The sequence below is a fragment of the Rhodocyclaceae bacterium genome (assembly GCA_020248265.1).
Classification (GTDB): Bacteria; Pseudomonadota; Gammaproteobacteria; order Burkholderiales; family CAIKXV01; genus CAIKXV01.
The window spans coordinates 309,320-322,179 of sequence record JADCHX010000011.1 but is presented as its reverse complement, the minus strand read 5'-3'; the positions used below and the strand labels follow the sequence as shown (position 1 = coordinate 322,179).

Genomic DNA, 12,860 nt, shown 5'->3' with positions numbered 1-12,860 from the left:
ACTGCCGGCGGTCACTGGGCCGCCGGCTTGCCGCTGGTGGACGGGGTGGCTGCCGGCGCAGCAGGGGTGGACGCGACGGGTGCGGCGGCAGAGACACTCGCCGCCGGCTTCGCCGGCTCGCCAGCCGGCGTCGGTGCCGCATCGCTGCCTGCAGCCTTCGGTGCTTCCGTCTTGGGGCTGGGTACCGAGGTGGAGCCTTCGGCCGGCTTCTTGCCGCTGTCGCGGAAATCGGTGACGTACCAGCCGGAGCCTTTCAGCTGGAATCCTGCGGCGGTGACCTGCTTGGCCAGGGTCGGCTTGCCACATGACGGACAGTCGGTCAGTGGATCTTCGCTCACCTTCTGCAGCACATCCTGTTCGAAGCCGCAGGAGGCGCATCGATAGGCGTAGATCGGCATCGCGCACTCCGGAGAAAAGGGTAAAAGCACAAAGGGCGTAATTATAGCGCGCGCGCCGGCAGAATCCGTGCCCGATCGCGATTGCGCCACCCCTGTCAACGCTTCCGGCGATCCCGCGTGTATGCTTTCCCGTCATGGTCGAAGTGGATAACGTCGGATGAAACTGCTGCTGCGCTGGGCGCTCAATGCAATCGGGCTATGGGTTGCCACCGAGATCGTTCCGGGCGTCACCGCTTCCGGCTGGCAGGCTCTGCTCGTCTCGGCGCTGCTGCTCGGGCTGGTGAACGCGCTCGTACGCCCGGTACTGGTGCTGCTGACCCTGCCGATCACACTCCTCACGCTGGGACTCTTCCTGGTGGTCATCAATGCCTCGATGCTGATGCTGGTCGCATGGCTGGTGCCGGGCTTCTACATCGCCAGCCTGTTCTGGTCCGGCGTCCTGGCTGCGCTCTGGATGTCGCTGTTCGGCCTGTGCACCCACTGGACCATCAAGGACTGACGGCGCCAACCGACGATCGACCATGGCTGACCTCCCGACCCGCACGCCCCACACGCCCCCACACGCCCCCGACGGCAATCATCTGGATACCCTGCTGGCCCGCGCGCGCGCGTTGCCGCCTGCAGCCACTGCGGTCGCCTGGCCGCTTTCGCGCGACGCACTCGCAGGACCCGTCGATGCGGCAGCCGAGGGCCTGATAGAGCCGTGGCTGGTCGGGCCGGTGCAGGACATCCGTGCGCTGGCCGAACGCGAATCGCTCGACCTGCGCGGCTGCCGGGTGGTCGACACGCCCGATCCAGTGCAGGCGGCAATGCACTGCGCGCGCCTCGCCCGCGATGGCGAGGTGACCGCGATCATGAAGGGCAGCCTGCATACCGACGAGCTGATGGCTGCCGTGGTAGCGCGCGAATCGGGGCTGCGCACCGCGCGCCGGATCAGCCATGCGTTCGTGATGGGTGTGCCCGCCCATCCGCGGCTGTTCATCATTACCGATGCCGCGGTCAACATCGCGCCGGACCTCGAGGCCAAGCGCGACATCGTTCAGAACGCAATCGAACTGGCCCATGCCCTGGGCGTCCCGGTGCCGAAGGTTGCGCTGCTCGCGGCGGTAGAGACCGTGAACCCGAAGATGCCGGCGACCCTCGATGCAGCCGCCCTGTGCAAGATGGCCGACCGCGGGCAGATCAGCGGCGGCATGCTAGACGGACCGCTGGCCCTGGACAATGCGCTGTCGGCAGAAGCCGCGCGGATCAAGGGCATCGTCTCGCCGGTGTCGGGCCGGCCCGACATCCTGGTCGCACCGGACATAGAGGCCGGCAACATGATGTACAAGCAACTGGTGTTCTTCAGCGGCGCGTTCGCAGCCGGGTTGGTGCTGGGCGCGCGCGTTCCGGTGATCCTGACAAGCCGCGCCGACGGTCGCAGTTCGCGCCTGGCCTCCTGCGCCGTGGCACGGCTCGCCGCGTCCCCCCCCTGAACACCACCGCGCACGGGCTTCGCACCGATCGGCGATTCGGCCCGGAATCCCGATGACCGACAGCATCCTCACGTTCAACGCAGGCTCCTCCAGCCTGAAGTTCGCGCTCTTCGTGTGCCACGGAGATCAGGCCATCGAGCCACTGTTCCGCGGGCAGCTCGAAGACCTCGACGAGGACCCGCGTTTCCTGGTGACGGACGCCGTCGGCCGCCGTATCGTCGACCAGAACCTGGGCCAACTGCGCCCGGGCACCTGGACGCATTCCGAGGCCCTGGCGCACCTGCTGCACTGGATCGACGCGCACGACGACAACCTGGTCCTGCGCGCGATCGGACACCGAGTGGTGCATGGCGGGGAACACTTTCTGGCCCCGGTAATCGTCGATGCGGCGGTGGTCGATGCGATCGAGGCACTGACCGTGCTCGCGCCGCTGCACCAACCGGCAAGCATCGCGCCGATCCGCGCGATGGCCGCGCTCAGGCCGGACATCCATCAGGTCGCCTGTTTCGACACCGCATTCCACGCGACGCTGGACACGGTCGAGCGCACGTTCGCACTCGGTGCCGACCTGCGCGCGCTCGGCGTGCGCAGGTTCGGATTCCACGGACTCTCCTATGAGTACATCGCCTCCGAACTGCCCGCGCGCATCGGGCCGCTGGCCGAGCGCCGCGTGGTGGTGGCCCACCTCGGCAACGGCGCGTCGATGTGCGCGATGCATGGGCGGCGCAGTCGCGCGACCACGATGGGGTTCACCGCGCTGGACGGCCTGATGATGGGCACCCGCTGCGGCACGCTCGATCCGGGCGCGGTGCTTCACCTGCTGCGCCATGCCAGCCTCGACGCGGCGACGCTGGAACGCAAGCTCTATCGCGAGTCGGGCCTGCTCGGGGTGTCAGGGCTGTCGCACGACATGCGCACGCTGCTCGCCTCTGACTCACCGGCTGCGGCGCTGGCCGTGGACCTGTACTGCCATCGCATCGTGCGCGAGGTCGGTTCGCTGGCCGCGGCGGTCGGCGGGCTGGATGCATTGGTATTCACTGCCGGCATCGGCGAGCACGCGACGGCGGTACGCGCGCGGGTCGTCGACGCACTGGGCTGGATGGGGCTGCAGCTCGATGCCGCGGCAAACGATTCGGGCACCGCCTGCATCACGACCCGGGACAGCCGCGTGCCGGCGTTCGTGATCCCGACCAACGAAGAAGCCGTGGTCGCGCGACAGACGCTGGCGCTCGTGCAGGTTCACCAGACTCCGATGCCGGGCTCGCCCTTGAACGGCCCGAACACGTCGGGTGCCGCCCAGCGAGCATAGAACTGTCCAGGCTGGGGCAGCACGCACATCGCGCGGCCCGTGCGCGCGACCTCGGTGCCGGCAGCGATGATCACGACCTCGCGATGATCCGGCGCGAGCTGCAGCGGGCGCGGATAGTCCCATACGGATTCCTGGCCAGGCGCGGGTTCGATCGGGAACCCCGGACGCCGGACGCCGGCACTGCCGGTGTACCCTCGCGCGTGCCCCACCCGTCAACCGCAACCCGGAGCATCGACCCGATGAAAGCCCCCTTCCAGCTCACCGCCATCGAAGCGCGCACGCAGATGGATGCCGGAACCCTCACCGCGGAGGCGCTCGCACGCTCCTGCCTGGAGCGTATCGCCGAGCGCGAACCCCAAGTCGATGCCTGGCAGTACCTCGCCAGCGATGCTGCGATCGCGCGAGCGCGTGAACTCGATCGCGGCCCGGTGAGCGGGCCGCTGCACGGCATCCCGTTCGGCGTGAAGGACATCATCGACACCTTCGACATGCCGACCGAGTACGGCTCGCCGATCTACCGCGGTACGCAGACTCGAAACGACGCGGCCTGCGTTGCACTCCAGCGCGAGGCAGGCGGTGTGCTGTTCGGAAAGACCGTCACCACCGAGTTCGCCAACCTCACCCCAGGCAAGACGAAGAACCCGCACGATCCGCGGCGCACACCGGGCGGCTCTTCGAGCGGCTCCGGAGCTGCAGTCGGCGCGATGATGGTGCCGCTGGCGCTGGGCACCCAGACCACGGCCTCGACGATCCGCCCGGCCGCCTTCTGCGGCGTGGTCGGCTACCGCCCGACCTGGGGCGACCTGCGGCTGTCGGGCGTGCGCGAAGCGGCTGGTTCGCTCGACTCGCTCGGCCTGATGGCACGCTCGATCGAGGACATCTCGCTGCTGCGCGACGTACTGCTCGGCCGACCGTGGCAACCGCTGGAGGGCACGCCGCCGAAACCGAAGATCGGCTTCTGCCGCAGCCACCTCTGGGCGCAGATCGAAGCACCGGCCGCTGCGCTGCTCGAGGATGCCGCACAGCGCCTGTCGGCCGCCGGCGCGCAGGTGATCGACATCGACCTGCCGTCAGGCTTCGCCGACGTGCTGGATGCGCACAGGTGGGTGTCCAGCTTCGAGTTCGCCCGCAACTTCCGGCATGAAGTGACCCACCACTGGAACCTGATCAGCGAACAGCTTCGCGAAGGCCGCCTCAAGGATGGCCTGGGCTGCACCTTCGAGCGCTACCTCGAGGCGCGCACCTTCCTCGAAGGCCTGCGCGCCGAGTTGCCCGCCCTGGTCGGCGACTGCGACCTGCTGCTCACTGCACCGTGCAATGGCGAGGCACCAATCGGGACCAGCACCACTGGCAACCCGTACTTCTCGGCGCTCTGGACCGCGATGCACGTACCCTGCCTGACCCTGCCGCTGTTTACTGGCCCCAGCGGCATGCCGATCGGCGCCCAGCTGATCGGCCACCGCAACCGCGACCGCCAGTTGCTCGACGCCGCCCGCTGGGTCTCCGCCACGCTGTCCTGAGGACCGGACCGGCACCTTATAGTGGGGTCTGACCCTGGGGTCAGACCCCCGAGCATCCGGGGTCAGGTCTCGAGCATCCGGGGTCAGGTCTTGATTTTTGCATCCTCGCAGAAAGATGCAAAACTCAAGACCTGACCCCCCTTCATCATTTCGCCGGAATCACCGGCAGCAGGATGTGCGACGGATAGATTCCGCCGGCGTGCAGGGTGTTCTCGGCGCCGGCGTTATAGTCTGCGTGGTAGTGGGTGTAGGGTGCCGAGCCGATGCCGTCGCGCGGCTGGATGTCGACGCGCAGCCGGTGTCCCTTCTGCAGCACGATGCAGGTGGGCCAGATCTCGACGTTGCATTCGACGACCTCGCCCGGCGATAGCCACAGGCGCTCGTCGTGCGAGTGGTACGGACGATGTGGCGTCGACAGGGCCGGATCGAGCTTGCGATGCGAGGCCCTCAACCATCCTTTGGTGAGCGGCACTGGCTGGCCGTGCTGTCCGACCTCGGGCACGTCCTTGCCGTCAGGGCCGACGTTGCGCAGCGTCAGCATCAGGTCCATGTCCTCGCTGGTGCTCGACACATAGAGCGTCATCGACAGCGGGCCGGTGATCTCGGTGTCCGCGGCCATCGGCTCGGTCTGCACCGACACGCCGAGCCGGCCGCCACCGCCGTGCGTGGTCGACAGCGACGAGCCCGATGCCACGCCGGCGGCGGTGACGCCGCTCGCCGGGTAGCTTACCGACGTCTCGTCCGACGGCAGTGTGTCGACCATCAGCCCCTCGACATCCGCGGCGTCGTGAGATTGCTCGCGGTCGAAGCGCAGGTACATCTTCTTCCACTGCGTGCGCGCTAGCGGCCACTCGTTCTCGAAGCGGAATGCGTACGGCTTCGGGCTGCCGCCGGTGCGGATCTCGAGCTTCACCGGCGGCTCGTCCATGATGCCGGTGTCGTTGCCCTTCAACCAGTGGTCGAAGAAGCGCAACTGGTCAAGCCGGCCCTCTTCCGAGTGGAACGGATGGAAATGGGTGCCGGTGTGTACGCGAAGCTTCTTGTGCTTCGACTTCGCGCGGGTGAAGCCCTCGGTGTTGCCGCGCAGGTGCAGCGCGAAGCCTCCCCAATTGCCGGCGCTGTACAGCGGCACCTCGGTGGCGTCCCAGTCGGCGCTGCACAGGCGCCAGAACATCGAGTCGAGGTCGTTGCGCATCAGGTTGTAGAGCATGTCCGGCTGGAACGAATCCGGGTTGTAGCTGCGCGGCCGGCCGAGCAGGTGGTGTGCCGTGTGCGTGGCGACCCAGTTGGCAATGAAGCCCAGCGCGAAGATGCCGCCGTGGTAGCCCTGGTCTCGGTACTGGTCGGCGCGCCCCTCCCACGGGATGATCGCCTTGAGCGACGGCGGCTTCAGCTTGGCCACGCGCCACTGAGAGCTCGCGTGGTACGAGATGCCGCAGGTACCGATGTTGCCGGAACACCAGTCACGCTTCGCGATCCACTCGATCGCGTCGTGGAAATCAAGCGCCTCCTGGTACGAACTGGGCTCGCAGCGGCCATGCGACTTGCCGGTGCCACGCGAATCGACGCGCACGCAGGCATAGCCGCGCGGGCACCACCACAGCGGGTTGACCGTCTCCCAGTTCATGTACGGGTTGGCCGCCTCCTCGAGGTCGGCAGGCGGGATCCAAAGCTTGTCCTTCTGGTAGACGCTGATGTTCATGATCGCGGGCACCTTGCCGGGAATCGCCGGCCGGAACACGTCGCATGAAAGGATCGTGCCATCGCGCATCGGCACCTGCACGTCCTTCTCGACGATCAGTTCGCACTCCACCGGCTGCGACACCCTGCTCATGACATCCACGCCTGCTGCCACCGCTGCTGCTGCCATGCCGCCCTCCCCCTTGTCGAATGCAGGCTCAGTCGAGCCTGATCTGGTTTTCCTTGATGATCCGGGCCCAGCGCCCGACCTCGGACTTCACGTACGCATCGAATTCCTCGGGCGAGCGGCTCGTCGCCACCGGCACCGCCACCTTCGCATACGACTCGACGATCGCCGGGCGTTGCAGCACCTCGACCGTGGCCTGATGAAGCCGGTTGACGATCGCGCGTGGCGTACGGGCCGGCACGAACAGGCCATTCCAGTTGTCGCTCCCGACACCGGGCAGACCAAGTTCGGCGAACGTGGGCACCTCGGGCAGGTCGGACAGCCGCTTCGGCGCAGTCGTGGCGTAGGCCTTCATGCGCCCGGCCTTCACCTGCGGCGTGGTCGATGCGGCATTGGCGATCGAGAAATGGATCTCGCCGCTGATGATGCTGGCCGCCGACGAGCCCGCGCCCTTCGACGGCACGTTGACCAGCTTCATGCCTGTGCGGCTGGCGAGGTCGAGCATGTCGAGGTGCGAGTAGCCCCCTAGCGGAGTCGAGTAGTTCAGCTGCCCGGGGCGGGCTCGAGCATACGCAAGAAGTTCCTTGAAGCTGCCCGGCGGAAATCCGGCACCGGACACCAGCAGGTTCGGGATCGCCGCCAGCAGCGTCACCCCGGAGAGTTCCTTCAGCGGGTCGAACTTGAGCGTACCGGCGTAGAGGATCGGGTTGATCGAGGCGGTCGACACGTTGCTTACCAGTACCGTATGCCCGTCGGGCTGCGCACGTGCAACGATCTCCATCGCGATGTTGCCTGCCGCGCCCGACCGGTTGTCGACGACGACCGGCTGGCCGATTGACTCGGCGAGCGTCGGCGCAAGCAGGCGGGCGACGATGTCGGTGCCGCCACCGGGTGCAAAGGGCACCACCAACCGCACCGGCCGCTGCGGCCAGTCGAGCTTCTGTGCACCGGGCTGCGCATGCACGGGCGACGGCACCGCCGCGACGAGCGCGAGCGACCCGATCGCCCCGATCAGGGACAGCCTGCACAGGCGGTTGTCCGGCCAGTGCCCGGGCCGGGATTTCTCTTCATCCATGGTTACAGTTCCTCCGTCGGCCTGCCGTCGCCTTTCGTCGAAGGCCATCGCGCCGCAGGCTAAACGCTGGTTTATCCGCATCCCGGCGTCCAGTCAACAGCCCCCGGGCTGGCGGGCAGCGCGGCAATAGCGAGGAGGGCAGGGTGATAGACTCGATCACGACGCAAGCAGTCCCGAGGAGGACCATGAACTTCGACCTGTCTGAAGACCAGCAGCTTTTCCAGGACGCCGTGCGCGGCTTCGCCGAGCGGCACCTTCGCGCCGACGCACTCAAGCGCGCGCATGCGCCCGAGCATCCGGCCGATGTCGGACGACTGATGGCCGAACAGGGCCTGATGGGCATAACCCTGCCGGAAGCCGATGGCGGCCAGGGCGGCACGCTGCTCGATGCAGTGATCGCCATCCAGGAAGTCGCGAAGGTGTGCCCGCGCAGCGCCGACGTGATACAGGCCGGCAACTTCGGCCCGATCCGCGTGTTTGCCGAATACGGCACCCCGGCGCAGAAAGAGAAGTATCTCAAGCCGCTGCTGCGCGGCGAGACCGTGATCTGCCTGGGCATGACCGAGCCCGAAGCCGGCTCGGCGGTCACCGACCTGAAGACGACCGCGAAGCCCGACGGTGACGGCTACCGGGTGACTGGCACCAAGGTCTTCAACACGCATGGTCCTTATGCAGACGTGTACCTCGTGTACGTGCGCTACGCACCGGGCGTCGGCGGCATCGGATCGGTGCTGATCGAGCGCGGTGCTCCCGGCTTCCGCATCGGCAAGACATCGAAGTTCCTGTCCGGCGAGGAGTGGGCGCAGCTCTACTTCGAGGACGTCTACGTGCCGCCGGAGAACGTGCTGCTGAAGGAAGGCGGCTTCAAGAAGCAGATTGCCGGCTTCAACGTCGAGCGCATGGGCAACTGCGCCCGCTCGCTGGCCTACGGACAACTGGCATTCGAGACCGCCCGCCAGTGGGCGATGGATCGCAAGCAGTTCGGCCGCCCGCTGTGCGAGTTCCAGGGCCTGCAGTGGCAGTTCGCGGAACTGAAGATGCGCCTCGAGGCCGCTCAACTGCTGCTCTACCGTGCCGCGCTGTCGGGTGGCCAGGCGGGCATCCCGACCCAGATGGATACCGCGATTGCCAAGCACACCTGCAACCAGGTCGGCTTCGACGCCTGCAACTTCGCGATGCAGGTGATGGGCGGCATGGGCTACAGCGACGAGTCGCTGATCGAATACATGTTCCGCAAGACACGCGGCTGGATGATCGCTGGCGGCTCGCTTGAAATCCTCAAGCAGCGTGTCGCCGAGGGCGTGTTCGGCCGCAGCTTCGACCAGCGCCCGCCGCGGGCGGGCTGATCGGCATGGCGATGAACGAACTGTCGAGGGCGCTGTTCCGTCCGCAGCGCATCGCACTGGTCGGCGCTTCCGGCGACGCCACGAAGAACACCGCGCGGCCGCAGCGCTTCCTGCGCAAGCACGGCTTCACCGGCACCATCCTGCCGATCAACCCCGGGCGCCCCGAGATCCTCGGGGAACCGGCGTTCGCCTCGCTGGAGGCCGCTGCGGCCTCGCTCGGCGGCGCACCGATCGACCACGTGTTCATCATGACCCCGGCCGCCTCGGTGCTGGAACTGGTGCGCGAATGCGTGCGCCTGAAGGTGCCGGTGGCGACGCTCTACAGCGACGGGTTCGCCGAGCGCGGCGAAGAAGGCCGCGCGCTGCAGGAGGAGATCGTGTCGATCGCGCGCGCCGGCGGGCTGCGGCTGCTCGGGCCCAATGCGCTCGGGGTGATCGACACCCATGCCAACTCGCCGATCACCTGCAACGCGACCTTCGAGGGCGACCTCCTGCTGCGCGGCAACCTCGCGATCATCTCGCAGAGCGGCAGCATGATGGGCTCGCTGATGTCGCGCGCACAGGCGCGCGGCTTCGGCTTCTCGCGGCTGGTCTCGGTCGGCAACGAATGCGACATCGGCGTCGGCGAACTGGTCGACCTGATGGTCGACGACCCGAACACGGATGCGATCCTGCTGTTCCTGGAGACCCTGCGCGATGCCCCGGCGCTGGCCACGGCCGCACGCCGTGCATTCGCCGCGGGCAAGCCGGTGATCGCCTACAAGCTCGGCCGCTCCGAGATCGGCCGCGAACTCGCCGCCTCGCACACCGGGGCGATGACTGGGGCAGACGACACAGCCGACGCGTTTTTCCGGGCGCACGGCATCGTGCGCGTCGGCACGCTCGAATCACTGCTCGAGACCGCCCAGCTCCTCGGCCGGTTCCCGCCGTCGAAGCAGCCGCGGACGGGACGGCGCCGGGTTGGCGTGGTGACGACTACCGGCGGCGGCGCGGCGACCGTGGTCGACCAGCTCGGTCTGTACGGCATCGACATCGCACCGCCGACCGAAGACGTGATCCGCCAGCTGGCGGAGAAGAAGATCCATGTCGGCCAGTCGCCGATGATCGACCTCACGCTGGCCGGCACCAAGAAAGAGATCTACAGCGCGGTGCTCGATGCGCTGCTCGCATCCGACGACTGCGACGCCGTGCTTGCGGTCGTGGGTTCCAGCGCGCAGTTCCATCCGCAGCTCGCAGTCGAACCGATCGTCGGCGCCAAGCCAGGCAAGCCGCTGCTCGTGTTCATCGCGCCCGCCGCCGACACCTCGCTCGACCTGCTGCGCGCCGGTGGCGTACCGGCTTTCCGCACGCCCGAGAGTTGCGCCGACGCGATCCGCTGCTACTTCGACTGGCAACCGCCAGTGGCGCGCGACCTGGCCGCACCAGCCGGCCTCGACGCGGTCGCCGGGCTGGTCGCAGCCGCCGGCGACGCGCCGCTGAACGAGCGCGATGCAGCCGCCGTGTTCTCTGCAATGGGCATCCCGGCCGCGCCGTCCGAGGTACTGACGGCGGCCGACCAGGGTTCGTCGATCCCCTTTCCGGTCGTGGCGAAGGTGCTGTCGCGCGACGTGCTGCACAAGACCGACGCCGGCGGCGTCGTGCTCGGGATCGTGGACGCGGCGGCCCTGCGGGCAGCCTGTGGACGCATCCTGGACAACGTCCGCGCCAGGCATCCGGAGGCGCGCATCGACGGCGTGCTGGTGCAGAAGATGGAACGCGGGCTGGCCGAGGTGATCCTGGGCTACCGCAACGATCCGCAGGTCGGGCCGGTGGTGATCGTCGGCGCGGGCGGCACGCTGGCCGAGATATACAAGGACTACGCGATCCGCAGTGCGCCCGTGGATCTCCCCGAAGCGCACCGCATGATCTCCGAGGTGAAGGCGCTCGCGCTGGTGCGCGGCTACCGTGGCCTCCCGGCCGGCGATGTCGATGCGCTGGCGGAAGCGGTCGTCGCTTTCTCCATGCTGGCGCTGCTGCCCGGGGCGACCGTTGCCGAAGCAGAGATCAATCCCCTGCTGGTGAAGCCCGCGGGCGAAGGCGTAGTGGCGGTGGATGGCCTGCTGGTCACGCGCTGAGTGCTGCGCCCTGCTTCCAGGGTCTCCCGCAGGGTACAGGGGCTGACCACCCACTGGCAGGCAAGGATTTTGCTACCCTATCTTCTTGGATTTCGCATGATGTGGAAGATAGGGCAATCTGACAGATGGCGGTGATACTCGATCGAGGTCCAGACGAAGTCCAGGGATGGTTTGACGACCTGCGCACGCGCCTGCAGAGCCCCGTCGTATACGGGGTATTGCCCCCCCTTGCTGCGGTACAAGTCGATCGTCCGGCCGCCGAGTTCATCTCGCTGTTGGGCAGGCGCCAGGCGCCCCGCGACGACGCCGAGCTTTTCGCGCTGTTCGCACTGGCGCGTGCCGGCATCCATCTGTCGCATGTCGTCACCTCGCCGTGGTACTTCGCGTTCACCCGAGATGTGGGTCGCCGCGCGCGCTGGGCAGCCCGCTGGCAGGCCTCGCGCCGGCCTCTCGCCAGCGGCGAAGAGCTTCGCGCGCGAACCGATTTCGCCATGCTGGCCGGTACCCTCTTCGACACGACGGAAGGATTCAGCGTCCACGAGATCCTCGAGACACACGCGATCGTCGAGGGTCTGCGCTCGTCGATGGCCCGTCCGAGCGCGGTCGCGCTCTACCACCTGGCGCTCGAGCTGTACCGCGAGCGGCCGTCGAGCCTACGGCTGCTGTCGCGTCTGGCCGGGCTGTTCGACATCGAGCTGGCGGTGGCGCTGGTGCCCCGCCTGTGCTCAGCAGCGCTGCGTTTCCCGTTTCCGGCGATCGCTCTCGGCGACCTGATCGCGTCGCTTGAACAGAACCGGAGCAAGGTCGACCAGCTGGTCGAGATGACGGCAGAACGCTTCTTCACGAAGTGCAGGCTCGACGCCGACGCGGCGGCTCGCTCCTCGCGCGAGCAGGCCGCCGACGGACCATTCGTGGAGACCGATGCATGGGCCGAGTCGATCCGGACCTACTTCGATCGCTACGAATCGCTGGACAGCGGGGAGGCACGCCTGCAGGCCGCGCTTCACCCGCTGCAGGGTGCGCTGGACCCGGCATCCGCCGACAGCCCACCGCTGTTCCAGCCGGCATGGCTGCTGTTCCCCGACGGCCAGGTCGGCGACCTCCGGCCACAGCCGGGGACGTTCACGGACTTCGCGCGCTGGGTGGCGGATGCACTCGGATTGCTGGAAGGGGTCGCCTGGCTGGGTGAGCCTCAGTCCGCCCTCTGAGCGGACAGGTCAACCAGTGCCGCTCGGCAATGCAGGGCTTGATGCGGCCACGCGCGGCCCCAATATCCGACAGATCTCGCGATCGTGCCGGAGCCTCAGATGACCGATCCACTGCACCTCTGCTGTCCGCACTGCCAGGCCGTGAACCGCGTCCCTGCCGCGAAGCTCGAACAGCAGCCGCGCTGTGGCCAGTGCCACCAGCCACTGTTCACCGGCAAGCCGGTTACGCTCACCAGCCAGAGCTTCGAGCGCCAGATGGCGCGCAGCGACATCCCGCTGCTCGTGGATTTCTGGGCTCCCTGGTGTGGGCCCTGCAGGACGATGGCCCCGCAGTTCGAGCAGGCAGCTTCCCGGCTGGAACCGGGGATGCGTCTGGGCAAGGTCGATACCGAGGCGGAACAGGCACTCGGCAACCGGTTCGCAATCCGCAGCATACCGACCTTGATCCTGTTCAGCGGCGGACGCGAAATCGCACGTCAGCCCGGTGCCTTGGGCATGCAGGACATCCTGCGCTGGGTCGACGCCCACCGCCCGCGCCCCGCCTGATC

The 12,860-nt window shown here is 67.8% G+C and carries 11 protein-coding genes; 8 read left to right on the top strand and 3 right to left on the bottom strand.

Annotation, left to right across the window (positions count from 1 at the left end):
• Positions 1-11: 11 nt before the first annotated feature.
• Positions 12-398 (bottom strand): zinc ribbon domain-containing protein, encoded by a 387-nt coding sequence (locus ING98_12455; GenBank protein ID MCA3102680.1) that lies wholly within the window; start codon positions 396-398, stop codon positions 12-14.
• 157 nt (positions 399-555) lie between these two features.
• Here ING98_12455 and ING98_12450 point away from each other — a divergent pair, with 157 nt between their 5' ends.
• The 4 genes from ING98_12450 to ING98_12435 all read left to right on the top strand — a co-directional run bounded on the left by ING98_12450 (position 556) and on the right by ING98_12435 (position 4,702).
• Positions 556-897, top strand: a complete 342-nt coding sequence (locus ING98_12450) for a phage holin family protein (GenBank protein MCA3102679.1) — start codon at positions 556-558, stop codon at positions 895-897.
• A gap of 22 nt (positions 898-919) precedes the next feature.
• The gene (locus ING98_12445) at positions 920-1,873 is read left to right on the top strand and encodes a bifunctional enoyl-CoA hydratase/phosphate acetyltransferase (GenBank protein ID MCA3102678.1); all 954 of its coding nucleotides are present in this window, start codon (positions 920-922) and stop codon (positions 1,871-1,873) included.
• Between the two features lie 52 nt (positions 1,874-1,925).
• The gene (locus ING98_12440; GenBank protein MCA3102677.1) at positions 1,926-3,182 is read left to right on the top strand and encodes an acetate/propionate family kinase; all 1,257 of its coding nucleotides are present in this window, start codon (positions 1,926-1,928) and stop codon (positions 3,180-3,182) included.
• Positions 3,183-3,421: 239 nt separating this feature from the next.
• Entirely contained in the window at positions 3,422-4,702 is a 1,281-nt protein-coding gene (locus tag ING98_12435; protein MCA3102676.1) for an amidase, read from the top strand.
• A 145-nt stretch (positions 4,703-4,847) separates the two neighbouring features.
• Here the strand turns inward: ING98_12435 and ING98_12430 are convergent, their stop codons facing one another.
• Both ING98_12430 and ING98_12425 read right to left on the bottom strand, forming a co-directional pair.
• Complete coding sequence (locus tag ING98_12430; GenBank protein MCA3102675.1) at positions 4,848-6,536, bottom strand: CocE/NonD family hydrolase; 1,689 nt, start codon at positions 6,534-6,536, stop codon at positions 4,848-4,850.
• Positions 6,537-6,600: 64 nt separating this feature from the next.
• The gene (locus tag ING98_12425) at positions 6,601-7,644 is read right to left on the bottom strand and encodes a tripartite tricarboxylate transporter substrate binding protein (GenBank protein ID MCA3102674.1); all 1,044 of its coding nucleotides are present in this window, start codon (positions 7,642-7,644) and stop codon (positions 6,601-6,603) included.
• 185 nt (positions 7,645-7,829) lie between these two features.
• Here ING98_12425 and ING98_12420 point away from each other — a divergent pair, with 185 nt between their 5' ends.
• From ING98_12420 to trxC, 4 genes are all read left to right on the top strand, one after another.
• Positions 7,830-8,990 carry an acyl-CoA dehydrogenase family protein gene (locus tag ING98_12420; GenBank protein MCA3102673.1) on the top strand — a complete coding sequence of 387 codons (1,161 nt, stop codon included), beginning with the start codon at positions 7,830-7,832 and terminating at the stop codon, positions 8,988-8,990.
• Positions 8,991-9,001: 11 nt separating this feature from the next.
• Complete coding sequence (locus ING98_12415) at positions 9,002-11,104, top strand: acetate--CoA ligase family protein (GenBank protein MCA3102672.1); 2,103 nt, start codon at positions 9,002-9,004, stop codon at positions 11,102-11,104.
• Positions 11,105-11,229: 125 nt separating this feature from the next.
• Positions 11,230-12,312 carry a hypothetical protein gene (locus ING98_12410; GenBank protein ID MCA3102671.1) on the top strand — a complete coding sequence of 361 codons (1,083 nt, stop codon included), beginning with the start codon at positions 11,230-11,232 and terminating at the stop codon, positions 12,310-12,312.
• A 99-nt stretch (positions 12,313-12,411) separates the two neighbouring features.
• The gene (gene trxC, locus ING98_12405) at positions 12,412-12,858 is read left to right on the top strand and encodes a thioredoxin TrxC (protein MCA3102670.1); all 447 of its coding nucleotides are present in this window, start codon (positions 12,412-12,414) and stop codon (positions 12,856-12,858) included.
• Positions 12,859-12,860 lie beyond the last annotated feature (2 nt).